A 23,009-nucleotide genomic window follows, 5' to 3' on the forward strand; every position below is an offset into this window, starting at 1 on the left:
TTTAATACTTTTGTGCAACTTGCGTTGCTAGCATCAAGGCACCCACACCTATCGGTTGTTCAAGTTGTTAAAGATCAATTCCGCCGCGCCGTCGTTTTCACTTCGTCTGCAGCAGAGAGGCGAGATTATGAAGAACTTCTTACAAACCGTCAAGCTTTTCTTCAAATCTTTCTTGCCACTCTTCACTTCTACTTTCTGGTTGCGGGGGCAGGACTTGAACCTGCGACCTTCGGGTTATGAGCCCGACGAGCTGCCAACTGCTCCACCCCGCGTCCGTCAGAGGGGCGCATTATCCGGAGTTACCGTCTCCACGTCAAGACATATCAGCAACCGAGCTAGCCTACCCCCCCAACCACTCCAACAAAGGTGCCCACTGCTCAACATCACGCTTATGTTTTGCTCGAGGCGGGTCAAATACCGTCTGTCCACGAGCAGCAACGTTTACGTAGTTTTGGGTATTCCGTAGATACGCAACGATCGGGATATCAAAATGCTTGAGAAACTCTTCCAACATGCCCGCCGCCTTGGTCCGCGGGTCGACGCGCATGGCGACAATACCGACCTTGCCCCTACTTGCCCGCATTTCGCTGCGGATGGAATTCAGGAAATCCTCGGTTGCTGCCATGTCAAACACAGAAGGCACCAACGGCACGACAACCTTATCAACAACACGAAGATAGTCAGTAAGCTTATACCCCTGCAAACCGGCCGGCGCATCAACCACCACCCAATCAGCCTCCTTAGGCAGATTCAGTACAATCTGATTTCCCGCAAAGTAGCCAGTAACCGGCGGAAGTACTGGGTCACGAAAGGCCATCCAGCGCAAAGCTGATTGCTGGCGATCCAAATCGCACAGCGTGGTCTTTTTACCCTGATTAGCAAAATAACCTGACAAATTCGTCGCCAGCGTTGTCTTACCCGCCCCACCCTTTGGATTCGCCACCATAACAGCACGCATATAACCCCTCCCCTGAATATTTATGGACTGATTATATTCGGCCGACGCAAGGCCGTCATAGATGCATAGAATGTCGGTTTTGCTCAATCTAGAAAAATCATGATCACCAAAGTCGCAAGCGAGCGGCAGGGCATACAGTCTGTTGAGGTCGGGTTCCGTTTGCTGAAGGTTCTGGCCGCCGCCAACCGCCCAATGATGTTGCGTGACATCGCCAAGGGCGGCGGCATGCCAGCCGCCAAGGCTCACCGCTACATGGTCAGCTTTCTTCGTATCGGTATCGTTGAACAAGATATAAGCAGCGGCCGCTACGACCTCGGCGCCTACGCACTGGAACTAGGGCTTTCAGGACTGGGACGACTAGACCCCGTCCGCCTGGCCGGTCCGATTCTGGAATCCCTATGCGAAGAGATACATGAAACAGTCGGCCTTGCAGTCTGGGGAACTTACGGGGCAACGATCGTCCGCATCGTTGACGCTGGAGCTCCGATCACCATCACCGTTCGCCCAGGAACCGTCCTTTCGCTTTCCAAATCTGCCACGGGACGGGCTTTTGCGGCGTTCTACCGCTCGCCATTCCTCAAAAAAATACTCGATGAAGAACTACGCGAAGCCGCTGAGACTAATGACACCGCAATCACCACATTACGTAGACAGCTTGAAAAAACGCTGACTGAATTCCGTAATCACGGTATCGCCCGCGCCACAGGCAGCCTGACGCCCGGCATTAATGGCTTCAGCGCCCCCGTATATGACCATACCGGCAGCATGGTGGCAGCAATCACCTCGCTGGGGTCCGTCGGGGAATTCAATGTGGAGTGGGATAGCCCGGTGGCTAAAGCAATGATTGATGCTGCACTCGCTCTATCTCACCGCCTTGGTTTTGGCAGCGTAAAGGAGTGAACCGCTGGTGCCCCCGAACGGAATCGAACCGCTACCTGATGATTACAAATCATCAAACACAGACGATTATCAGCATTGATACAGATTGACTCCAGTAGCAAAAAAGCATTAATACATTGTAAATACGTTAATTTTTGTAATCAACAGGTTGCTTTATGTTGAGCTACGTTGATACACTCGGGAGCAATGGGGGAGCAAATGATTTAAAGCACTATTCCATTGCTCCCGCCCCCCAAGGAGTATCGTCATGGCTCGCAATACAGAACGACTGCACCTAACGCTTGAACGCATCCGCAAACTGCAACCGCCACCTGGAAATCAAGCGACCTATGCCTTTGACGACGACCCGAAGCAGCTATGCGTTCGCACTACCCCTGCCGGAGCAAAGTCGTTCGTCTATGCTGGGAAACTGAGCGGCACACCGCTCCGCATCACCATCGGATCAACTAACGTATGGAACTTGGACGACGCACGTGAAGAAGCGCGCCGACTGCAAACGCTGATCGACAAGGGAATCGACCCAAGAGAACTTGAGCGAGAGAAGGCAGCAGCCAAAGCTGCTGAAATCGCTGCCAAAGAAGCTGAGCAAGCAGCGACAGATGGGAAGAAGCAATACACCCTAAAGGCCCTTTGCTGCGCCTACTGTGACCACCTGAAAGCCAAGGGCAAGACAGATAGCGCTCGGCAAGCCCGTTCAATCTTGAATGTGCATGTATTCGAGGCGTTCCCTGACATCGCCACCCTACCCGCCTCAGAGATAGATTCAGATCACGCGGCCACAATGATTCGGAAAGTGATTGAGCAAGGCAAGGAGCGAACAGCAGGGGTACTTCGAAGCTATCTATCAGCCGCATTCAACGCGGCCAGAAAAGCCCGTTTCGACGCCAAGCTGCCATCCGAACTGATCGCCTATGGCGTAAAGGACAATCCCGCTGAAATCATCGCCACTATCGCCGTGCAACGAGGCAACCGTACGCTGAATGCCGAGGAACTGAAAACCTACCTTGCTGCCCTATCTGACACGAACCTATCTGACCAAGCATTAAAGCTAGCCCTGTTCTCTGGCGGGCAAAGAATGGCGCAATTACTACGCGCTAAGGCAAGCGACTACGATCAGGAAACACAAACGCTTCGCTTATGGGATAGCAAGGGAAGGCGCACCACCCCTCGTGAACATCTATTGCCACTGGCACCGAAGGCCGCCGCCATTGTGGAGAAATTGATAGAGCGCGCCCATAGCCTGGAAGCGGCCAGAACCAAGAAGGAAGACAGAGAAGCTGTGCACAGCAAACTTTGGCTATTCTCATCATCCGGGAAGACACAACTGGTCGATACAACTCCAGGTAAACGTGCAGCCGAAATCTGCAAAACCATGAAGGGTGAAGCATTCGACCTGCGTGATATTCGTCGGACTTGTGAAACGATGCTGGCTGGTTTGAAAATTAACAAGGATACCCGCGGCCAACTTCTGAGCCATGGCCTTTCTGGGGTACAGGCAGCCCACTATGACCGATGGGAATACATAGCAGAAAAGCGTGCCGCCTTGGCAGCCTGGGAACAGCGCTTAGACGCTATAGCCAATGGAAAAAAGCCTTCAACCCGAAGAAAATGAAGCACGAAACGTAAAGTATCGTGCAATTGAGCAAATCAGAAACGGCGCCAAGACACAGAAAAGAACAAAACCAAAACATCACAGTTCAAGCGTAGATAAGCTACGGCCATCGCAGGGGAGCGCAATGGCCGTAATATTTGTTAGCACAGGGCTCAGCAGACAAGCCCCACTATCAAGACTCAAGACGCAAATAAATTTGGCGTAACAGGCTTCGCTTGCGCGACCATCGGCATCATGGGCGCAGTCGAGGTGACCTGACCAATCTGAATCCAGCGAACTTTCCCGACGTAGTAGAACCGGACTACGCCCCAGTTCGCCAAGACTTGGAGTGCTGCCGCGAAGCGCTGGTTCCGCAGGCGATTCGGCGCATACTGACGGAGATCGTTCTGGCGAAACTGCCAGCAATTTTGGCGCATTGCCATTTCGAACAAGAAATTGCGAAGCAACTCGGCGTCCTGCTGCCAGCCGGGAACAATATTCACCTCGCCAAAAACGCGCTTGAAACCTCCGAGGTACCAATCGCTGACCGCACATGCCTGCTTCACTGTCGCACTGGGTATTTCGTTTAACTCGGGGTCATTGCAGAGATGGAACAGGCCTGCCAACCGCGCCATGTTGTCGGCGATTTTCGATGCCGCATCACGGACATCGGACAGCAATGCATTCGGTTGCAAGTGCATTTCGATTGAATTGGTGTACTCCCGTGCGCACTCCTTGGCCGAGTAGTCGAATTGGAGCAGGCGCTTCGCGGCGTTCGGATCATGCTGGGCCCCGAAGCCCACTTCTAACAGTTCGCGAATCCTGGTGTGGAACCTTGCCAGCCCTTCGGTCTGAATCTCGGAGGCGCTGTATTCGAAACGCTGGCCCTGTGTCGAGGTCGGCTGGGATACCAAGCACCTTGCCATAAATCCGCTATTGCGTGCCTGGGCACCTTTGTTCTCTGAGAACTGTTTCAGCGGACCTTCTTGAATCATAACGGATAGCGTTAGGCTCGGGTCCTTGACCACCAAGGGTGCTTGACTCTTCCGATCGACCGACAGGCTCCCGGATTCCCATATGATGTTGAAAAGTCCCAAATTGTTAAACGTCCGGGCACTGCATAACGCACCACCTTCGCTGGAGAAGACGCTGATTGTCGGCTGGACGCTGAGGCGCTGGATCAAAGCATCGGGCGTAATATCCCGAAGGATGAGCGAGCGACGTACGGGCTCCACCGGCTGGCGCTCAAGCACGTCCATCAAGCGCCGCCTCTGCATCTCGCAGTCTGAGCCCGCCGCGATGGCGCGTTTCAATGCGATCTTCGCCCCATTGCGCTCAGTCGCCCAGATAGTCATCGCCGCTTGGTATTCTGCGAACGCTTCCCGCCAGCGCGCCAGCAATTGTTCGTCGAACTCCAGCAGCGGAAGGATCGCCAAGTTGTCAGATGACGTCTTGCGTTCGCCAGACTCTGCAATGATGAGAAGGTACAGCGCCAAGCCGGTAACAATGCCATTGAAGCGCTTCACACGATGGCGTCCCGAAACAACCAGGCTCAAGGCAGCCAAGACCGAGGCCACGGCAATCGGGATCGGTGCCTTGATCACCTCATGCAAGTCTAGTACCGCATCGCGGAGCAACGGCGGCAAGGCATCAATCGGAAAATTGTCTGGATTGTAAATAGCCATGGCTTAACCCCCTAACGGCCAACGGAGACGGCCACTGGGCAGTTTTTCGGGAACAACCCCGAAGTAACTGCCCGTCAGGCACAAACGTTTGCGAACGGACTGGGCGCGAACCAATTGGCTGGAAGCGAATTGCTCTGTCGTTCCATAAACGACACTCGGCGTGGAGTGACTGGTATTGCGGCGAAGCATGTGAATCTCCTCGGAAAGTTAAAAAGCACGCCAATGCATCAAGCAACACCGGAAGCGTGCTGCTTACCGATGACTTCTGCGCATTCGCGTGCCAAAACCATAATTTCCGTAACGTTCCAGGCAGCCCTCTACGGATTTGAGATCCCGTGCCAGTCAGCGTTTTCAGAGATTTATTGAAGCAATCTACGGATATTGCCTACGGATTTTCGTCGTACCATCTCCTGTTTTCTTCCACTTCGCGCCACGCTTCCAGCCAAGGCTGCAGTAGTTCCTGATACCGAAACGCTTTACCGAAGTCATCAAGTTCGCCCAAGTCATGCCCAAGAGCAGCCAAGGCAAGTCGGATCGGGCGCCAGAGTGCGGTACCATTGCGTCCCTGCTTCCCCGGTTGAGCCAGAGCACCATCGACTTTCGCCCAGTCGCCTCGTGTAATATTCTCCGACCATTGCTCCGCAGTCCATTCACCAATGCCTTGGAACGCTAGGCTTATTTCTGAGGTGGTTAATGAACCAATACTATCGGGCGAAAGCTTGTCGACTTTAGCCAACAAGGCTTCACTAGATATTATTTCTACGGGATCGATATCCCGCTGTTCATCCGATTCAGGTAAATTTACCGTGATTCGTGCTTTGATCGGGCGCCCCAAATAATTCAGAGGGGGAACAGGATTCTCCTTGAACCATCCGAGAAAATATTCTGGCGAAATAGGCTTGGCAGGGTCATGGGCTTCACACCATTGTTCAAACACATACTTGGCATGGCGCACTCGGACGGCAGGTATATTAGCCACATGGCGCATAACGTCAAATAAATCTTCATCCAATCGACTGCCGCCATCATCCATATTAATTCCAGAAACCAGCAACGCGCCCTCGATCGGTCGCCAGTGAAAGTTTCCCATTTTTTCCATGGGAATATCTCCGGAAAACTGCTGAAACATAAACATGTTTTCTTTAGGAATCTGATAGCCAGGGTTTGGGTTGCTTGAATCTTTTGGTTCGTCCAGAGTCACGGGGGTGTCTGGCAAAGGGGGTATTTTTTTGTTCACTTTAGGCTCCCGTAGTTCCAAACCGAGGTCGGCACTACTCGCTTGACCGAGCCAGTACCTTCTCACAGGCCCCACGATCAAACAACAGGAATCCTGCTATACCTGCTACGAATAGCAGGTATAGCAGGATTTTCTCCATTTACATGAGTAGATTTGCCGCATTGGGCAGTGGTTCTGAGAAGGGCGTCAGCCACCCTGGTTACCGGTCATATCTATGCTCAAAACCAAGACAGTGAATTTCAAGGTTACGTTGAGCGTCAAAATTCCCGAGCATGGTAGTACCAGCGCTCAGATTATTCACTAGTCACTATTCTGTACGTTCCATCCTTGCCACGAGCATCCCGCTCATTGAGGAATGAGGGGCTGACAACAACACCCAGCCGGACCTAGTCCGGCTTTTTCTTTGGCTCGGAATTCGTGTCGAGTCAACGCCCCTCGGCAGCCCTATAGACCGCATTCTTGTCGCGCTTGCCTATGGCAACAACCAGCACGACCAATCGATCATCCTGGACTTCGTATACGAGCCGGTAGCCGATACTGCGCAACTTGATTTTGTAGCGGTCGGGGTGCCCCGAAAGCTTGGCGGATGGTAGTCGCGGCTCAACTAAGCGCTCCGCCAGCTTCTTCTTAAACTGAGCCTTGATTGAGCCATCCAGCCGGTGCCATTCGGCCAAGGCCTCTTCAAGAAACTCCAGCTCATAGCTCATCGAGCTTGACCCTCACTCGCTTCTGGCCTGCGCGAGCATCCGCAACAGCATTCAATTCCAAATCCTCCAGTCGATCCATCATGCTCTCGAATGCGCGAGCCGGAACACAATAGAATGCTGGCTCGTTCCTATTCAGGATCGCCACAGGGAAGCCCTCTCCAGCTGCAACGGTGCCCATGGGGTTGCGTTTTAGCTCGGAAATACTTGCTGCCGTTTCAGACAATATTTGGTGGGCCATAATCGCCTCCTGTTTTCATTAGCACCAATGGTAGCACTTTTAACAATACCATTCCGTGTGCTTTGAGTAGCATCACATACAGCTGGTTCCACACAACTACCCGAAGAGTTTTTTCCGGAGAACACTCGAGCGATCAAGGCAGATGTCGTTAGGCACTTAAGCAGAACGACGCTTGCTTTGATACCCCGACCGCTCCTCTGGCGTCATCTTCTTAATGCCGACATGCCCCAGATGACGTTCTGCCGTAGCCTGAATGCCGCGATCCTTATTGCTTCGGTGATCAACGCTCGCTGGATGGCCATTGGCTTCGAGAAACTCATTTTGGAGATTGGCCCACCTTTCGCGCCTGGAGATCAGTTCATTCTTCAGTTCTTCAGGCGCTTTACCGCCACTGTCTTTCTTACAGCCACCCCGCTCTGGATTCGTCGGGTTGTGCCGTTTGAAATACTGACTTGGGGTTCGCTCGATGCCATCGGGTTTGCGATCGGAAAACATGATGTGAGCGTGTGGTTGTTTCACCCCACCCAGCGCAGCGATAGGCTCGTGTATGGCTAACTGATAGGGTTTCCCAGGGAGTTCAGCATTTACAAACGCCTGAAGAAGCGCGACCTGTTGGTCCGGGGCGAGCTCTGCCGGCAACGCAACCTCCAGTTCTCTATAGGCAGCCCCATTTTTCCGCTCGTTTTGATCGGCCATTTTCCACAACAACGACGGATTGCCATATGCCCAATCAGGTAGGTTGCCGTGCTCAGTGGCAATTAACTCTTCTTTCTTGTCAGCACGTCCATGCTTCCCTTCACGGGCAATATAAGCCGCATGTTTAGCGGCCTTACCACGCTTGCCGCTCTTAATGCTTAAATGATAACTAGCCATGATATTTACTCTACATATAAAGTTAATTTGAAATTGCGTTGAACAAGCGCAATCATCGATTTGTTGTAGAGGGAAATGGCTAGACTTCAGGCAGACATTGAGTGTTCTTTTATTCAATAAATTAGAAAGGGTAAGTGCGCCTCCCTTATTATCCATGTCTTCTTAGCTCAGTGAAGGTAACTAGCTAATCATCTCTACATACCATAGAGTGTATGTAAGAAAATACTTTATCCAACAGAACAACGATCATGCAATGAACAGCATGTCGTTAGTCGTCAATATCAGATACAACACAGATGCTAATCACCAATCAGCATCTGTTTAATTGATCTATCAGCCTAAACAAATTTTGACAATTGAAGCCGATTAATCATAGACTGCCTAGCTCTAATGGGTGAGCATTATGCTTATTAACAGACGTAAAAAAATCCGTTTCTTGTTAAGGAAGCGGATTGTTGTCTTAGCTTATAAGCAGGGTCTTTAAGACCCCGCTTACCTCAGACTGAGAAGTCGTCTTTATTCTTGCCCTCTAGCCACTTTGGACTACGACCACGTCCTGTCCATTCACTACCACTAACTGGATCGCGATACTTTGCTTTTATAGGGGATGTCTTACGGGATTTCTTGGTAACACCTTGAAGGTCTTCGATGGTAATTCCATGTTGATCCATCAGCGCTTTGACCTGGGCAATGGCTGAGGTCAACTCTTCTTTTCGTACCCTTTCAGCCTGAGCCTGTAGCTCTGCGATCTGTGCTTGGATTTCTGCGTATGATGCCATTGAAGCTCTCTCCCCTAATGAATCGAACTGCCAGTATATCTCTACCGAAAGGATGCTCCTGCTTTCTGGCAACTTTCGCAGTCTAGGCATAGCCGCCAGAACATGAGATTGGAGCAAGACTGTAAGAGCCCTCACTAGAAATATGCAAATGCGGTAGAATTATTAGCTCGACACCTTATTTTGATCGTATATGCCTGCCACAAACTGGGCCACAGAACTACTAACCGCGATTTTTCCAGAAATCAGCGTGCTAGATATCGCAAAAGCATCAGGGCAACGTGTCGTACTTTATTGCGAGATTGGCGATAAAAAATCTAGGCTGGCAACAAAATATGGCTGCCCTCAACAAATAGTCGCGAAGCTGACTGCAAATGTTAGCCACACCGCAATCGCCTACTATGAACGTGAAGTAGAGTTTCTATCGACGACGGAGTCAATTTCGTTTCCAAAACTCTACCACTACAGTCTAATTACGGAAGACCCGAGGACAGAGACGCCGCTAAGCGCCAAGGTTTTCCTAACAATTGAAGAGTTTTTGGATGGGGAGCCTCTTTCCGCGTGTCCAGAAAAATACGGTGACCCCGAGACTGTAATTGATCTATTGGCGGACCTGGTCACTGCTCTAACGCCGCTTTGGGACCACCCGAAGCGTTTCGTTCATAGAGATCTAAAACCTGACAACATAATAATCAAAACTGATGGCTCTCCAAGCATCATCGATCTTGGAATAGTTCGCGAAGCTGGAGCCACAGGGGTTACAGCAACTGTGTTTCCGCATGGGCCGATGACACCTCGCTACGCAAGCCCAGAGCAAATTGCAAACTTAAAGCGCGATATCTCGTTCAAGAGTGATTTTTTTGCGCTTGGAATCATTGCCTACGAACTGCTTGCAAAGAGGCACCCGCTTGTCGAGGGAGACGAGCCCTTTGACGAGACTCTTTCCAAGATGGTTAGTGCGCAAGCATCGCCGCTACATAAGGTAACAAGCGCAAGCGAAGAGTTTTCTGCTGTGATCGGACAAATGATTGAGAAAGCCCCCTACAAAAGACAACGAACAATCGAGATGTTGGCCCAGCAAATCCACAATTGCAGAAAACAGGGAGAACAGATATGAGTTTTTACGTATTTCACCAAGCAGGCCATAACGCCACTTGGAGCGTTGATTCGTTAGAAAAAGACCACACCGCTCAAGGGCTAATAATTAGCCCCGTCCATCAATCAGCTGACTCCGTAAAACGACTCAAAGCGAAAATTCGCGAATGCTCGCTATTCGACCCGCAGTTTTATCTTCCAAACTCTCAAAAAAACAAGTTCAAACAGTACTCTTTTTTTCCAGAGACAGCGACGGATGGGTTTTCAACCATTGACTATTCAGCAGTAGCTGACCACGCTGCGACTGAATGCGTAAAGTTTCAGATTGAACAAAATTTCGCTGCAATCGTTATACCAACCCGATATCTTGATCAAATGTATCCGGACTACAGGGAGCGACAAGATGCATTCACTGTAGCACCATTTGTTAAGGCAATTAATAGCTCAGGCTCAAAAAAAGCGGTCTTCCTCACGTTAGCGGTTACTCCGCACATGATCGAAGCCGGTGCCTTTCGAACACAATTACTAAATTGGATAACAAGCTATCCCGAAATAACAGGGGTGTACTTGATCACAACGCTGGAGCGGCCAACTAAGCAAATTCAGAGCGATGCTTTCTTGGTTGAAAAAATGACATTCATACAAGAACTGCAAAATTCCGGCATGGACGTAGTGCTTGGATATTTGAATACTGAATCACTTCTGATGACAGTATTCGATAACGCAACATTGACAATTGGAACTTTCGATAACACTCGTATATTCTCGATTGACAAGTTTGTTGCAAATGACGAAGACAAGCGCGGTCCGCGTCCAAGAATTTATCTCAATGGATTGATGAACTGGGTGCGCTTCGATCAAGCAAAAGCAATTCGCGATGCTCTACCAAAAGTTTGGGCTGAAATATACGAAGAGACTGACTATGGCAACGGCGCATTAACGGCACCTACAGATCCTCATTTTTCTCAGGCACCACTTTACAAACATCACCATGTAGCCATCTCTCGGCAATTTGATGCTCTAAAGGGAATTACAGCGTCGGACCGTGTCGAATTGCTAAATGAATGGCTAGATAGCGCTTCTGCCGCCTATCGATCCATCTCAAAGGCAGGTATCGAACTTGACCCACACGGTGCCGGAACACACATCACACCTTGGAGTAAAGCGCTCAACAAGTTTGCGAAATTAGGAGGCCTCATTTCTTAGCAGGCGCTGCGCAACTACCGTATTTGCATACCAAAAACGGAGCTCCGACCGAGGGCTCCTTAATGTTGGTTTTGCATGAATTTTTGCATCTCCGGCGGTAGCTATCGACGCTAGCCCTATATTCAATCTGGAAAATTCCGCCAAATTCCGAAGCGCTGGGGAGACATCTCGGTCATCCATAACCACCCAAGCTTGGTGTGCAAAATCTCTATACCGAGATGCTTGATACAGTGCGCGACGCCAGTTTTTAAGCTTCGTTTCAATGGCGCAAAATTCAGCAACCAAGGCCTTAGGGCTTTCAAGCTTTTTCCAGTGCTTTCTCTCAGAATTAAAGTTACAAAACCCTGCTTCCTCGTATGACTTTAAAACTCGCTTTGCTGTTGCTTTTGTAACGCCAACAAACGAAGCAAAATCCTCTGCTGAGCAACCTTCGTCGGAGAGTTGCAATAACGCATACGCCCAAGCAGGCTTAATTCCCCCAAGTCTCAGCCTATCTTCCCAACCATCTGTAAGGGTGGCTAACACAACATCTGCAATCCCATTTGGGGACTCAAACTCTATTTGGCAAACCTTCCCCCCGCTGTCAATGCGAGGCGCCAGAATGCCTAGCAGCCGCTTACGGAGTTCTTCTTCAGATTCGAATCGCACAACTAACCTTGTTTCTTTTGAGCGGCGAGTTTAGCTAGATCGGGCCTTGAAAACTACTGTTTCAGATATTGATGAAGGGGCAACACAAGCTCCGTGCAGTGGAAACGCGGGGCCGTCCTCGGCAACTCATGATTCAGGGAGAGAAGGTCTCTGGGCTAAGCTCCCAGGAAAGCATGCAACCAATGGCGAGTATCGCCCTGGTTCTCCTGGTCAACACCCAAATGCTCTATCACGGCATGGATCAAAAGTTGGTTGGCATGCTGATGGCTTTCCCCTCGGGGGTTTTGCAAGATGGGCAGTTTTCCCAATCAGCAAGCTGAACTTGATATCTCTCAAGCTGTGCATTCAGTGTTGAAGCAGAATCACCTCCAGATGACTGAGCAGATTGAAAGCCACCCTATAGCGGTCAACATAAGATTTCCAACTTGCTTATTGATACAGGGCCGGGAACTGTTTTCGGAGATGCTCGATCTTGGGCTGGTCGTTGATGACAATGTAGGGCTGGGTAGGATGCAGGGCCAGATAGTTCTGGTGGTAAGGTTCGGCGAGATTGAACTGTTGCAACGCGGTGACTTGCGTCACGACGGGTTTGCCATACGTACGATCGGTGGAGAGTTGCTGGATCTGCGCTAAGGCAAGTTTTTGCTGTTCGGTATCGGTGAAGAAAATCGCCGAACGATATTGGCTGCCAACATCCGGGCCTTGCCGGTTGAGTTGCGTCGGGTCATGGGCGACGATAAAGAAGACTTGCAGCAACTGCGGATACGTGACCTGCGCCGGATTGAAGCGCACGCGCACGGCTTCGGCATGACCTGTCCGTCCGCTGCTAACCGCTTTGTAATTGGCCTTGCCGGCGCTGCCGCCAGCGTAGCCCGACTCGACGCTGGCCACGCCCTTGACGTGCTTGAACACCGCATCGACGCCCCAGAAACAGCCGCCAGCGAAAACGGCGGTCTGCAATCCCGTCATGGCGCTCTCCGCCTTGCTCTCGGCCAGCGCCGAAACGGCATGGGTGGGTATCAAGACAGCGAGAACCAGCCTTGCAACCAGCGCCAGGATGCCGAACTTCGTTGATCTGGACTTAAAAAACATATTTCACTCCTGATTCGCCTTGCGCACCCGCTAGGCTTGGCATCGTTTTAACAGCAGGCCAGGCTTGCCAACGCGATGGCGGGGTCAGTTGCTTACCATGTCGCTAGGCAAACCTGTTCTGACCCCCACCTTCGGCGCCTACTTCTTCATTTCGTCCTTGCCCATCGCGTCTTTGGCCATCGGGGCCTTCTTCATGGCGTCCTTCTTCATGACATCTTTGGCCATCCCATCCTTGGTCATCGCATCTTTTTTCATACCGTCCTTGGCCATGTGGTCCTTGGACATCGGATCTTTCTTCATGCCATCCTTGGCCATGCCGTCGGCAGGCATCGCGTCTTTTTTCATCATATCGTCGGCAAAGGCGGTGGTACCGGCAAGCATCAAACAGGCGGCAAAAATGCTGGAAATGATCGTTTTCATGGTGGACTCCGTTGTGGTTGATAAGTGAGCGGCAGAAATGCCGGGTATTCAGGACAGTTGTGCGGGATTGCTCAACTGCCGCCGAACCAGTTGTACCCCTGATCTTCCCAGTAGCCCCCGGGGTAGGTATTGGTAACAAAAATGGCTTGAATGTGTTTCGGGTTCTTGTAGCCGAGCTTGGTCGGCATGCGCAGCTTCATCGGGAAACCGTAACGCGGTGGTAGCGGCTGGCTGTCGTAGGTCAGCGTCAGCAGGGTTTGCGGATGCAGGGCCGTCGGCATGTCGATGCTGGTGTAGTAGTCATCGGCGCATTTGAAGCCAACATACTTGGCACTCAGATCGGCGCCGACCCGACGCAGGAAACTGGCAAACGGCACGCCCCCCCATTTGCCGATGGCGCTCCAGCCCTCGACGCAAATATGGCGGGTGATCTGGTTGGTTTGCGGCATGGCGCGCAACTCGGCAAGTGTCCAAGCGTGCTTGTCGGCGACAAGGCCAGTCACTTCCAGGCGATAACTTTCCTCCTCCACCTCCCGGATCTCGTCCTCGCCGTAGTAGGCGTTGAACGGGAAAGGGCGGGCAATCATCGAATCCGGATAGGTTGGGGCCAGCCGGTTGGGGTCGAACAGCCAGGCCTGGACCTTGTCGTTGAAACGGGAGACTTTCATCAGTGCTTCTTCGACGCTGCTTTCATCGACCACGGCGCAACCGCTGAGCAATGAGAGTCCACCGAGGCTCAGCGAACGTTGCAGGAAGACGCGCCGGGTCGGCTGGTCGAGATGACGCCCCATATCCTTAATAGCGTCCTTGAGCAGAAGCTCGCCATTGAAGCCGAGTTGCCGGGAAGGTTTCTTGATCATGTCGATTTCTCCCTAACGACCGCGGATCATGGCCAGCAGCGTGCGCGGAACCAGCGCCACCATGAGCAGATGGATGCCGGCGAAGGCCACCAGCGCAGCCATCGCCAGGAAATGTTCCCGCCGCGCCGCTTCGTAGCCGCCGAGTAGTTCGCGCAGGAAAGGGAACTGCACCGATTTCCAGAGCACCAGGCCGGACAGCACCAGCAGTACTGAATCGAGTATCACGAAAAGATAGGCGGCCCGTTGCACCATGTTGTAGTGACTCAGATCGTCATGCGACAGCTTGCCTCTCAGGGCGGCCAGAACATCGGCCAGAAAGGCGCGCGGCGACCACGGCAAGAACTTGCGCCACAGGCGTCCGCTGACTATGTTGCACGTCAGGTAGATCAGGCCATTGCCGACCAGCAGCCACATCGCCGCGAAATGCCACTGAATTGCGCCGCCCAGCCACCCGCCCAAGGTGATCTGCCCGGAAATGACGAAGGGAAAAAAGGGCGAGGCGTCGTATATGCGCCAGCCGCTCATCGCCAGAATGACTACTGCGAGCGCATTGACCCAATGCGTGATGCGTATCCAGAGCGGGTGAATGAGATTAGTGTTGTTGGCCATGCTAACCATTTCAAGGCTTGCCCGTTTGCTATCCTGTATGCAAGGTAGTTCGGCAGAAGGTGGCGAACGGTTACAAGCTCAGGCAAAATTTGTTTCCCCAAGACATCGGCCGGTATTTTTTCCGGCTGCTGTAACCAAAGGCATCGATGCAACGAATAAATAGAGAAGTAGGGTTTCGTGCCAGGGAAGATCGCCTGAAGGATCTGCTGGTACGGGGTCTTGCCGGCGACAACGCCGCCTATCAGGTGTTTTTGACGGAATTGAGCGCGCATCTGCGCGCCTTTCTGCGACGACGCCTTGTTCGCTTGCCAGACGAAATCGAGGATCTAGTGCAGGAATCTCTCCTTGCCGTGCATAACCAGCTCCATACCTATGATGCCGCTCAGCCCTTGTCGGCCTGGGTGCAGGCCATCGCCCGCTACAAGCTGATCGATCTGCTTAGGCGGCGGGCTGCGCATGACCTGTTGAACGATCCGCTGGATGAGGAAATGGAACTATTCACCACGGCTGATTCGGAGGCCGCCGAGGCACGTCGGGATCTGAACAAATTGCTGGCCGATTTGCCCGATCAGTTCCGTCTGCCGATTGTGCACACCAAGCTGGAAGGATTGTCGGTCAAGGAGGCGGCTGATTTGAGCGGGATGTCGGAATCGGCCATCAAAGTCGGCGTCCATCGCGGCTTGAAGGCGCTCGCCGCCAAGATACGAGGTGTCCTATGAAAACTGAAGACCTGATCACCATGCTAGCTACTGGCGCCGATGCCGTCGAGGCACCAGCCGCCGCGCAGCGCTACGCGGTGGCCATCGCCTGGGGTGCTGCGGGCGCCATGCTGCTCATGCTCGCCCTCTTGCAAGTCCGTCATGATCTCGGGCAAACGCTTCTGATGCCAATGTTCTGGATCAAAGTCGGATTTGTCGCCTGGCTTGCCGCTGGGAGCCTGTTCGCCGCGCTCCGCTTGTCGCGGCCGGGCGCAGAAATCAACTGGGTGCCAGTCGCGCTCGGCCTCCCTGTCCTGGGTATCTGGGCCATTGCTGCCTTCTCGCTGATCGAGGCCGAACCGATGGAGCGCTCGAAGCTTTTCTTTGGCGATACCTGGAAATCCTGCCCCTTACTGATTGCCATGCTCTCAGTGCCGGTGTTTGCCGCCGTGCTGCGCACCATGAAGGACCTCGCCCCGACCCGACCGCGGCTGGCCGGTTTTGCTGCCGGTCTACTTTCCGGATCCGTTGCTGCCGTCGTTTATTGTTTGCACTGTCCCGAACTGGGGGCACCCTTCGTCGGTTTCTGGTACTTGTTGGGGATGCTAATTCCGGCAGGTGCTGGAGTTTGGGTGGGAAATTCATTGCTGCGCTGGTAGCCTTTTTGAAACAATGGATACCGATTTAAATGTGACACTTACGTTACCGTCCGACGATACCCTTCAAAATTTGCTACTTTGTTAAAGGAATCTAACGTGCCCCTTAAACGCATCTTTCAATCTTCTGATTTTGTGCAACCCACGATGGATGAAGAACCTAAGCGATCGATCATTACCGAATCCGCCGATGCTGTCGTTGTTATGTGGCACCTGCTTCCGGGGCAGCGCATTCGACCTCACGTTCATCCTGACGGACAGGACACATGGATTGTTATTTCTGGTAGCGGAGAATATTCATTCGACGAGGGAAAAACGACCGCGCCAATATCCCGTGGACAGATTGTGGTGGCGCACTTAGGGCAAGTGCACGGTGTCCTCAATAACACCAACGAGCCACTTCAAATTCTTTCGGTTGTTTCTCCGGCGGATGCAGGTTATTTTTTGGTCTGAGGTGCGGCTAGCATGAATTTAACTTGTGAAGCCAAAATTCCATTCTATGTTCGGTTTTGATTGAACACAGAAAATAGAATATGAAAATAGATCGGCCCGCTCTGCAAATTGCCGGAATATATGCCCTGATTGGAATCAGTTGGACTATCTTTTCAGATCAAGTCCTTCTCGCAATGACTCCGGATTTGCTTGTTTTCTCATGGATAGGCACTTGGAAAGGTGTTGCGTTTATTTTTGCCACCGCGTGCACTATTTATTTGATTTCAAAGCCACGAGTGCGTATTGAAAATCGAGCCTCTTGGAATGGCATCAATGAGCCAGGAACAGGCTCGCTAGTTCTTGTTTTTGCGGTCTTGGCCGGAGTAATTTTGCTCGCGGGTTTTGTGCTAGTGGCTCAAATGACTACCAAACAAAGGAATAGTGAGATTGAACGTCTGCAAGCTATTGCCGATCTCAAGGTGGGGCAAATTTTAGCTTGGCTTACGGAACGTGATGCTGACGCCAAAATGATTCTCAGCGATGATTCTCTGGTCAATTTGTATCTGGATTTGAGACAGTCCGAGTCAACTTTAGCCCGACGCCGTCTTATAGAGCGGCTCCACGCTTATAAGACATCTAAAGATTATATTGAGGTTGTTTTGCTCGGGATCGATGGTGATCAATACTCGACTAGTGCAAATTCAGAAATATTGACCAAACTTCCTGCTGTGCAGGCAGCAGTGAAAGAAGCACACACGACAGGACAGTTGTTGAATACGGACATCTATCGAGACGAAGAAGGAAAACTGGGGCGAGTGCATCTGGATTTCGTGGTGCCGTTACGCTCGGGGAGCATTAAACAAGAACTGACGGTGGTGATACGTACCGACCCCAATCGGTTTTTATTTCCATTTATCCAGTCCTGGCCCATACCAAGTGCGACTGCTGAAACGCTGTTATTTCGCCGTGAGGGTAACAACGTTTTGTTTCTGAATGAGTTGCGACACCGTTCGGATACATCTGTGCGCTTGCAGGTTCCCGTGGATGAAAAAAATTTGCTGGCATCTCAAGTTCTTCGCGGAGATGCACTTCCAGATCAGGCAGTTGAAGGTATGGACTACCGAGACATTCCTGTATTGGGCGTTGTGAAAGCCATTCCCGGAACCCCATGGTTTCTCGTTGCAAAACTCGATAAAGGCGAACTCTATGCCGGGGCAAAGCGCGATGCCGGCTGGATTGCCTTGGCTGACATCTTGGCATTAATCGTAGCCGCAGTAGCCACTATTTTCATACGTCAGCGTGACGAACTTCGACACGCTGCAATCCAGCGTAAGGATCAGGTGGAAAAACTTCAAGCTTTGCAGTTGCTTGAAGCGATTGCCGAAGGCTCAAGTGATGCGATATATGCAAAAGATTTCGATGGGCGCTATCTCTTACTTAATCGTGAGCTTTGCCGTTTTCTGGGTAAGAGTCGCCAAGAATTATTGGGGCGAGATGATCGCGAAGTCTTCCCCTCCGAAGATGCTCAAAGAATCAGGAGCGACGATCAGAAAACCATGCAAAACGGGCTCATCGAGAGTGCCGAGGAATCATTGCCGACAACAGGAGGTCGTCGTACTTTTCTTACAACCCGAGGTCCATTGCGCGACCAGGAAGGAAGGGTAATCGGTGTCTTTGGCATAGCGCGCGACATCACCGAAAGAAATTTCCAGGAGCGAGAAATTAGAGCAGGAGAGTCTCGTTTTCGGGCCATCTTCGATGGAGTGAACGATGGAATCGTTCTCCACGACTTCAGCAATGGCATGATCCTGGAAGGCAATGTCAAGGTTACTGAAATGTTCGGCTATGGTCGTCAAGAAATTAGGCACCTCACCATTGTCGATTTAAGTTCAGACACGACTCCATTTACGCGAGACGTGCTTTCCAAATGGCTTGAGCGGGTTAATCAAGGAGAATCACCCGTTTTCGAATGGATGGCCAAGCACAAGGACGGACATCTCTTTTACGTTCAGATTAGTATGCGAATGGCTGAAGTATCAGGTAGATCGTGCGTGCTAGTGCTGATACGCAAACTGCGCGATCGGGAAGAAACTAACCAAATACCTATTCTCCTGTAATTGGATAAGTCAACAACCCATGTCGCCCAAGGTGGTGAAATTAGCTAAGTTCTGCACTTTCGGGTGAGTCATCCGGCCCTTCTTGGGTTAGCGGGAGAACGACAACAACTGTAGTTCCGTGGTCTCGTTCCGAATCCAGATATACCTGCCCTCCGTGTTGAGCGACGATACGCTGCACTATTGCCAGTCCCAATCCGGTTCCTCTGGCGCTAGTTGTGAAGAAAGGATCAAATACCTTGTCAGCAATTTGGGGGGAAATACCCGGACCATCATCTTCAAAGCGTATTTCTACAGATGGCTGTGATTCATGTAGGAGGCAGCGAGTCCGAATTGTTATGAGCCCCCACTCAGGTACGGCATAAATAGCGTTCCCGAGTACATTCTGAAACAGCTGTAATAATTTATTTCGGTCAGCCATGATCGTGGGCAGTTTTTCTTCCCCTTCCATACGGACCTCTACGGATTTCCGCGTTATTTCTGGCAACAGGGATACCGACGCTGCCCTGAGCGTATCGCCCAGATCTACCCAGTCGAATTCTGCAGTACCTGGGCGCGCATAAGTCAGCATGTCATTCAGAATTGTCTCCATGTAACGAACCTGCCCGAGGGCGATCTCGCAATTCTCTATTTGCATATCTCCCTCCTTGCGATGGTGTTCGTCGAGTATCTGCAGATTCATTTTTACCGATGACAGCGCGTTACGTAGGTCATGAGCAATCATTGAGGCCATCTGTCCCATGGCGCTTTGCTCGGAGTGTTTTCCGGCTAGGCGCAATTGTTCGGCCATCCGCATCATTGCCCGACTGAGCGTCCCGATTTCATCATTGTTGTTCGTCGGGATCACAATATTTTGGTCACCTGAGGCAATGCGGTTAGCCGCCTTGGTTAGAACATCAATGGGCCTCAGGAGTCGGCCTGTAGACACGAACAGCGTCAATACCATCAGGAGTCCGATGCTCGCAACCGCAATAGCAAGTTGCCTTTGAAGCGCAGCGGCTTTGATCTCCAGTTCAACTAGAGATATCACCCCTCCTACCACCAATACATTCTCAATTTCATTCCCTTCACCAACATTCAAAGTCGCACGACGAATACCCAACATCGTTGCGATCGCGGGAAACTCCATAATTAGTTGAGGCTGAGCCCCAGACAAAACTTGATCCCAGGAGTGACTCAACTTGAAATCGCGGATTGCATTGGCAGCCTTTTGAGTATAGCTACCCGACGCCTCCGGACGGGACTGGTAAAGGTATTGACCGGCACTATCGGCAATCCAGTACGCAATGCCATCATGGGTTTTACCTAATGTTCTAAACACTTGATCGATAGCAACAACCACAGCGATTGCACCGATTACATTGCGGTCCTTGCCGCGAACTGGGATGCTGACAAACAACACCTTTTCTCCACTTGTTTCATCGGTCAGGTTTCTGGTTTGTTCGTTGAAATTTCTTAGCCCCTGCTTTTCTGCCAATAATGACTCAAAATTCCAATTTGCAACTGGCGGATCCACCATGGTGTGAACTACGTTATCGTTCCGCAAACTGACCAGTACGCGATGCGTTCCAGTGGCAGAGTCCAATAGCATCTTCACCTGTCGATAGGCATGCCGTTCCCGCATCATGATGTCGAGTTGGTCAGCAACTTTTTGAAGGCCGTCAACACTAGGCTCGGTGTTTTCCTCAATCATGTATCGCGCACCTCCATCGGCGAGCATGGATAGATCGCTCTTCACCATGTCGATGGTGCTCTGGAGTATTCTTGCCTCCCGCTCCACGCTATCAATTACGCGCTTACCCTCTAATCCGTGAAGCGCATCAGTTGCGGCGCTCCAGGTCAGAGCAATAGTGATAACCACAGAGAGTCCGGTGACCAGTAGCGTGATCAAAAGAAGTTTTTTTGCAATACTCATGGCGAGGAAGGCCGCATCAGAAAATTGAGATTCATCAATCTAGCTCACAGAAAGTTAGTTCTACTCATCCAGCGGTTCGAGCAACTGTCCATCCCGAGGGGCGTTCGCTTAGGGGTTCGGAGGATGTTCTGGAGCAAAAATGGCGGGAGATCGTGAATTGATACACATACTTATTGTCGATGATGACTTGGCGATATGCCAGACACTGAAATCTCATTTCCAAAAAAACGCTTTTCAAGTGTCGCTGGCAAATACTGCGGAAGCAGGGATTACTATCGCCCTATCCAGCAATATTGATGCCATCATTTCGGACATTCGCCTGCCGGCAAAGGGAGGCCTTGACCTTTTGCGAGAGGTCAAAGCAGAAAAGCCAGAACTACCGATCATCATGATTACAGCGTTCCATGATATGGAGATGACTGTGGCGGCGATGCAATGCGGGGCTATGGACTACGTTCCAAAGCCGATCGATCTGCCTGAATTGGACGCAGCGGTTAGTCGAGCGCTCTTTGCTTCCAGTCGTTCAGATCATGTGACTGGTGAGCCGCTGATCATTGGAGCGACCGATGTAACCCCAACACAAATTGTGGGTCAATCATTTGCCATGAAGGAGGTCTTCAAGAGTATCGCTCTTGTGGCGCAGAGCAGGGTGACCGCTTTAATTCTCGGGGAGTCCGGCACGGGGAAAGAGTTGGTTGCCAGAGCAATACACAATGCAAGTGCCGAAAGAGATATGCCTTTTATTGCAGTCAACTGTGCAGCTTTGGTTGACTCCCTCCTTGAGAGTGAACTGTTCGGCCATGAGCGAGGTGCTTTCACTGGCGCCGTCAATGCGCATAAGGGAAAAGTCGAGCAAGTAGGAGAGGGGACGTTGTTCCTGGATGAGGTCGCCGAATTGACCCCCCTTATTCAAGGCAAACTACTGCGTATCCTGGAGGCACGGGAATACAGTCCGGTAGGCAGTGCACAAGTTAAAAAAAGCAAAGCCAGATTCATAGCGGCAACAAACGTAGACTTGCAAGCAAGGATTGCCTCAGGTGAGTTTCGCGAAGATCTTTTTTACCGCCTCAACGTTGCTTCCATCAACCTACCACCGTTGCGAGAGCGACAAGGAGACATGCCAAGATTGATCGATTTCCTACTTCGGAAGATCAATCGTGATCTACGTAAAAACATACGTAGAGTGTCTGGTGAAGCCATGGCTTGCCTCAACGCCTTTGCATGGCCTGGCAATGTTCGGCAACTTGACAATGTGCTCATGAAAGCAGCGGTAATGGAACGCGGCGACACTCTCACCATTGACCGCCTTCCGCCGGAAATAAAGTGCTCACGAATGCCCACATCAGCATCGGAGATCGATACTTCCGTGCCGAAAAACCTTCTTTCCCTTCGGGAAATGGAAAAAAATCATATCGTGCGCGTACTGGAAAGAACCGGTTGGCATAAAGGTCAAGCCTGTGAAATTCTTGACATTTCTCGACCTAAGCTTGAGCGACGTATTCATGAATTTAATCTCAGCCCTCCCGATCGTACTAGCGGCAATTGAGTGAGTTGCATATTCCGAAGACTTTCTAGTGTTTGGATATTTTCAGGCTCTTCATCGCTTTCACACGGGAAGAATCCGGCTTTGTGAAACCGGCGCCGGGACATTGGCATACCGAAACGACAGCGCACCCGGGGTGTTGAGTTGGTAAATCTTGAGTTTGAGGTAGTCGGTGTTACGAGCCCCGTGCCCGACGTCGCTACAGGGCAATAGAGACGTCGCCGGCCTCACGCCTGGCCGTCGTAATCGGGTGGTCGGCGTAGGCGCAAATGCCGTCGCGGTGCGACTACAAAGTCTTCACGAATTTCGCCAAGCCGGTGATTTTGGCGGCCGTGGCTAGGCCAGTCCTCAAGGTGGGCGGCCATGTCAGCGGAAGAGGTGGGTTGATGCCGCAGGAGCAGCAACTGCTCTTTGAGGGTGTAGAGCGCCGGGAGCGGCTGGTTCTGGATTGGCAACTGGTCAAGCTTGGTCTGGTCGGAGTTCTTGTGCGTGCGGCGATTGACGAGCGCCAGCCACAGGTCCCCCTCTTTATGGTCTGCAGACCGGTCAGATCATAGAGATTTTCCCCTCCTTGACTGCGTCCGCCGACAATCGCGGATCACCTTGCTGAACATCTGCATGACCTGGAATCGGTCGAAGATGATGGCGGCTAATGGGGTAAGCATCTCGATGGCATAGAACCCAGTTGGGCACTAGGTTTCATGGATACCAGCCATCTATTTATACCGCCCTCAAATGACGAAGAGCACATTTTCA

At 51.5% G+C, this 23,009-nt stretch carries 24 protein-coding genes and 1 tRNA gene; 11 read left to right on the forward strand and 14 right to left on the reverse strand.

The window, feature by feature from the left end:
* Positions 1-196: 196 nt before the first annotated feature.
* Positions 197-272: transfer RNA gene (locus GH663_RS14155), tRNA-Met, on the reverse strand.
* 68 nt (positions 273-340) lie between these two features.
* A complete protein-coding gene (locus tag GH663_RS14160; protein WP_246181592.1) occupies positions 341-1,045 on the reverse strand; it encodes a nucleotide-binding protein in 705 nt (234 codons plus the stop codon).
* 12 nt (positions 1,046-1,057) lie between these two features.
* Here GH663_RS14160 and GH663_RS14165 point away from each other — a divergent pair, with 12 nt between their 5' ends.
* Together GH663_RS14165 and GH663_RS14170 are read left to right on the forward strand one after the other, a co-directional pair.
* The gene (locus GH663_RS14165) at positions 1,058-1,858 is read left to right on the forward strand and encodes an IclR family transcriptional regulator (RefSeq protein ID WP_153132371.1); all 801 of its coding nucleotides are present in this window, start codon (positions 1,058-1,060) and stop codon (positions 1,856-1,858) included.
* A gap of 247 nt (positions 1,859-2,105) precedes the next feature.
* Positions 2,106-3,470 carry a tyrosine-type recombinase/integrase gene (locus tag GH663_RS14170; RefSeq protein ID WP_153132372.1) on the forward strand — a complete coding sequence of 455 codons (1,365 nt, stop codon included), beginning with the start codon at positions 2,106-2,108 and terminating at the stop codon, positions 3,468-3,470.
* Positions 3,471-3,649: 179 nt separating this feature from the next.
* On the opposite strand, the gene GH663_RS14175 is transcribed toward GH663_RS14170, so the two are convergent.
* The 6 genes from GH663_RS14175 to GH663_RS14200 form a co-directional block, all read right to left on the reverse strand.
* The gene (locus GH663_RS14175; RefSeq protein WP_153132373.1) at positions 3,650-5,134 is read right to left on the reverse strand and encodes a YfjI family protein; all 1,485 of its coding nucleotides are present in this window, start codon (positions 5,132-5,134) and stop codon (positions 3,650-3,652) included.
* A gap of 385 nt (positions 5,135-5,519) precedes the next feature.
* Positions 5,520-6,371, reverse strand: a complete 852-nt coding sequence (locus GH663_RS14180) for a hypothetical protein (RefSeq protein WP_153132374.1) — start codon at positions 6,369-6,371, stop codon at positions 5,520-5,522.
* Between the two features lie 425 nt (positions 6,372-6,796).
* Positions 6,797-7,078, reverse strand: a complete 282-nt coding sequence (locus tag GH663_RS14185) for a type II toxin-antitoxin system RelE family toxin (RefSeq protein WP_153132375.1) — start codon at positions 7,076-7,078, stop codon at positions 6,797-6,799.
* Positions 7,068-7,316 (reverse strand): type II toxin-antitoxin system Phd/YefM family antitoxin, encoded by a 249-nt coding sequence (locus GH663_RS14190; RefSeq protein ID WP_153132376.1) that lies wholly within the window; start codon positions 7,314-7,316, stop codon positions 7,068-7,070. The genes GH663_RS14185 and GH663_RS14190 overlap by 11 nt, the downstream gene beginning before the upstream one ends.
* 156 nt (positions 7,317-7,472) lie before the next feature.
* Positions 7,473-8,345 (reverse strand): MobA/MobL family protein, encoded by an 873-nt coding sequence (locus GH663_RS14195; protein ID WP_211371159.1) that lies wholly within the window; start codon positions 8,343-8,345, stop codon positions 7,473-7,475.
* Positions 8,346-8,686: 341 nt separating this feature from the next.
* Positions 8,687-8,968 carry an H-NS histone family protein gene (locus tag GH663_RS14200; protein ID WP_153132377.1) on the reverse strand — a complete coding sequence of 94 codons (282 nt, stop codon included), beginning with the start codon at positions 8,966-8,968 and terminating at the stop codon, positions 8,687-8,689.
* Positions 8,969-9,158: 190 nt separating this feature from the next.
* On the opposite strand from GH663_RS14200, the gene GH663_RS14205 reads away from it, so the two are divergent.
* Positions 9,159-10,082: a serine/threonine-protein kinase gene (locus GH663_RS14205; RefSeq protein WP_153132378.1), complete on the forward strand. Its 924-nt coding sequence runs from the start codon at positions 9,159-9,161 to the stop codon at positions 10,080-10,082.
* On the forward strand, positions 10,079-11,266 hold the full coding sequence (locus GH663_RS14210; protein WP_153132379.1) for a hypothetical protein: 1,188 nt from the start codon (positions 10,079-10,081) through the stop codon (positions 11,264-11,266). Before GH663_RS14205 ends, GH663_RS14210 begins: the two co-directional genes overlap by 4 nt.
* Here GH663_RS14210 and GH663_RS14215 read toward each other — a convergent pair.
* Positions 11,246-11,791: a MarR family transcriptional regulator gene (locus GH663_RS14215; RefSeq protein WP_153132380.1), complete on the reverse strand. Its 546-nt coding sequence runs from the start codon at positions 11,789-11,791 to the stop codon at positions 11,246-11,248. The two genes, GH663_RS14210 and GH663_RS14215, sit on opposite strands and share 21 nt — an antisense overlap.
* Positions 11,792-12,096: 305 nt before the next feature.
* Here GH663_RS14215 and GH663_RS14220 point away from each other — a divergent pair, with 305 nt between their 5' ends.
* Positions 12,097-12,234: a hypothetical protein gene (locus tag GH663_RS14220; protein ID WP_153132381.1), complete on the forward strand. Its 138-nt coding sequence runs from the start codon at positions 12,097-12,099 to the stop codon at positions 12,232-12,234.
* Between the two features lie 109 nt (positions 12,235-12,343).
* Here the strand turns inward: GH663_RS14220 and msrA are convergent, their stop codons facing one another.
* The 4 genes from msrA to GH663_RS14240 all read right to left on the reverse strand — a co-directional run bounded on the left by msrA (position 12,344) and on the right by GH663_RS14240 (position 14,895).
* On the reverse strand, positions 12,344-13,006 hold the full coding sequence (msrA, locus tag GH663_RS14225; protein WP_153132382.1) for a peptide-methionine (S)-S-oxide reductase MsrA: 663 nt from the start codon (positions 13,004-13,006) through the stop codon (positions 12,344-12,346).
* Between the two features lie 138 nt (positions 13,007-13,144).
* Positions 13,145-13,426 (reverse strand): pentapeptide MXKDX repeat protein, encoded by a 282-nt coding sequence (locus GH663_RS14230; protein ID WP_153132383.1) that lies wholly within the window; start codon positions 13,424-13,426, stop codon positions 13,145-13,147.
* A gap of 71 nt (positions 13,427-13,497) precedes the next feature.
* Positions 13,498-14,286, reverse strand: a complete 789-nt coding sequence (locus tag GH663_RS14235) for a molybdopterin-dependent oxidoreductase (protein ID WP_153132384.1) — start codon at positions 14,284-14,286, stop codon at positions 13,498-13,500.
* A 12-nt stretch (positions 14,287-14,298) separates the two neighbouring features.
* Positions 14,299-14,895, reverse strand: a complete 597-nt coding sequence (locus tag GH663_RS14240; protein WP_153132385.1) for a cytochrome b/b6 domain-containing protein — start codon at positions 14,893-14,895, stop codon at positions 14,299-14,301.
* Positions 14,896-15,041: 146 nt separating this feature from the next.
* Here GH663_RS14240 and GH663_RS14245 point away from each other — a divergent pair, with 146 nt between their 5' ends.
* The 4 genes from GH663_RS14245 to GH663_RS14260 all read left to right on the forward strand — a co-directional run bounded on the left by GH663_RS14245 (position 15,042) and on the right by GH663_RS14260 (position 18,798).
* Positions 15,042-15,614, forward strand: a complete 573-nt coding sequence (locus GH663_RS14245; RefSeq protein WP_153132386.1) for a sigma-70 family RNA polymerase sigma factor — start codon at positions 15,042-15,044, stop codon at positions 15,612-15,614.
* The gene (locus GH663_RS14250; protein WP_153132387.1) at positions 15,611-16,252 is read left to right on the forward strand and encodes an NrsF family protein; all 642 of its coding nucleotides are present in this window, start codon (positions 15,611-15,613) and stop codon (positions 16,250-16,252) included. Before GH663_RS14245 ends, GH663_RS14250 begins: the two co-directional genes overlap by 4 nt.
* A gap of 96 nt (positions 16,253-16,348) precedes the next feature.
* Positions 16,349-16,702, forward strand: coding sequence for a cupin domain-containing protein (locus GH663_RS14255; RefSeq protein WP_211371160.1), 354 nt, complete (start codon positions 16,349-16,351; stop codon positions 16,700-16,702).
* A gap of 80 nt (positions 16,703-16,782) precedes the next feature.
* Complete coding sequence (locus GH663_RS14260) at positions 16,783-18,798, forward strand: PAS domain-containing protein (RefSeq protein WP_153132388.1); 2,016 nt, start codon at positions 16,783-16,785, stop codon at positions 18,796-18,798.
* A gap of 40 nt (positions 18,799-18,838) precedes the next feature.
* Here GH663_RS14260 and GH663_RS14265 read toward each other — a convergent pair whose 3' ends face one another.
* A complete protein-coding gene (locus GH663_RS14265) occupies positions 18,839-20,710 on the reverse strand; it encodes a sensor histidine kinase (protein WP_153132389.1) in 1,872 nt (623 codons plus the stop codon).
* Positions 20,711-20,849: 139 nt separating this feature from the next.
* Between GH663_RS14265 and GH663_RS14270 the strand changes: the two genes are divergently transcribed.
* On the forward strand, positions 20,850-22,256 hold the full coding sequence (locus GH663_RS14270) for a sigma-54-dependent transcriptional regulator (RefSeq protein WP_153132390.1): 1,407 nt from the start codon (positions 20,850-20,852) through the stop codon (positions 22,254-22,256).
* Positions 22,257-22,522: 266 nt separating this feature from the next.
* Positions 22,523-22,810, forward strand: a complete 288-nt coding sequence (locus GH663_RS14275) for a hypothetical protein (RefSeq protein WP_153132391.1) — start codon at positions 22,523-22,525, stop codon at positions 22,808-22,810.
* The last annotated feature ends 199 nt before the right edge of the window (positions 22,811-23,009 follow it).

Origin of the sequence: Dechloromonas hortensis (assembly GCF_009469765.1) — a bacterium.
GTDB classification, from domain to species: domain Bacteria; phylum Pseudomonadota; class Gammaproteobacteria; order Burkholderiales; family Rhodocyclaceae; genus Azonexus; species Azonexus hortensis.

Bases quoted from the DNA above. Each gene is read 5' to 3' on its own strand.
- GH663_RS14185 (WP_153132375.1), bottom strand. From the start codon at position 7,078: ATGAGCTATGAGCTGGAGTTTCTTGAAGAGGCCTTGGCCGAATGGCAC.
- GH663_RS14175 (WP_153132373.1), bottom strand. From the start codon at position 5,134: ATGGCTATTTACAATCCAGACAATTTTCCGATTGATGCCTTGCCGCCG.
- GH663_RS14230 (WP_153132383.1), bottom strand. From the start codon at position 13,426: ATGAAAACGATCATTTCCAGCATTTTTGCCGCCTGTTTGATGCTTGCC.
- GH663_RS14210 (WP_153132379.1), top strand. From the start codon at position 10,079: ATGAGTTTTTACGTATTTCACCAAGCAGGCCATAACGCCACTTGGAGC.
- GH663_RS14170 (WP_153132372.1), top strand. From the start codon at position 2,106: ATGGCTCGCAATACAGAACGACTGCACCTAACGCTTGAACGCATCCGC.
- GH663_RS14260 (WP_153132388.1), top strand. From the start codon at position 16,783: ATGAAAATAGATCGGCCCGCTCTGCAAATTGCCGGAATATATGCCCTG.
- GH663_RS14245 (WP_153132386.1), top strand. From the start codon at position 15,042: ATGCAACGAATAAATAGAGAAGTAGGGTTTCGTGCCAGGGAAGATCGC.
- GH663_RS14265 (WP_153132389.1), bottom strand. From the start codon at position 20,710: ATGAGTATTGCAAAAAAACTTCTTTTGATCACGCTACTGGTCACCGGA.
- GH663_RS14235 (WP_153132384.1), bottom strand. From the start codon at position 14,286: ATGATCAAGAAACCTTCCCGGCAACTCGGCTTCAATGGCGAGCTTCTG.
- msrA (WP_153132382.1), bottom strand. From the start codon at position 13,006: ATGTTTTTTAAGTCCAGATCAACGAAGTTCGGCATCCTGGCGCTGGTT.
- GH663_RS14195 (WP_211371159.1), bottom strand. From the start codon at position 8,345: ATGGATAATAAGGGAGGCGCACTTACCCTTTCTAATTTATTGAATAAA.
- GH663_RS14240 (WP_153132385.1), bottom strand. From the start codon at position 14,895: ATGGCCAACAACACTAATCTCATTCACCCGCTCTGGATACGCATCACG.
- GH663_RS14165 (WP_153132371.1), top strand. From the start codon at position 1,058: ATGATCACCAAAGTCGCAAGCGAGCGGCAGGGCATACAGTCTGTTGAG.
- GH663_RS14200 (WP_153132377.1), bottom strand. From the start codon at position 8,968: ATGGCATCATACGCAGAAATCCAAGCACAGATCGCAGAGCTACAGGCT.
- GH663_RS14220 (WP_153132381.1), top strand. From the start codon at position 12,097: ATGGCGAGTATCGCCCTGGTTCTCCTGGTCAACACCCAAATGCTCTAT.
- GH663_RS14205 (WP_153132378.1), top strand. From the start codon at position 9,159: ATGCCTGCCACAAACTGGGCCACAGAACTACTAACCGCGATTTTTCCA.
- GH663_RS14275 (WP_153132391.1), top strand. From the start codon at position 22,523: ATGCCGTCGCGGTGCGACTACAAAGTCTTCACGAATTTCGCCAAGCCG.
- GH663_RS14270 (WP_153132390.1), top strand. From the start codon at position 20,850: ATGGCGGGAGATCGTGAATTGATACACATACTTATTGTCGATGATGAC.
- GH663_RS14190 (WP_153132376.1), bottom strand. From the start codon at position 7,316: ATGGCCCACCAAATATTGTCTGAAACGGCAGCAAGTATTTCCGAGCTA.
- GH663_RS14250 (WP_153132387.1), top strand. From the start codon at position 15,611: ATGAAAACTGAAGACCTGATCACCATGCTAGCTACTGGCGCCGATGCC.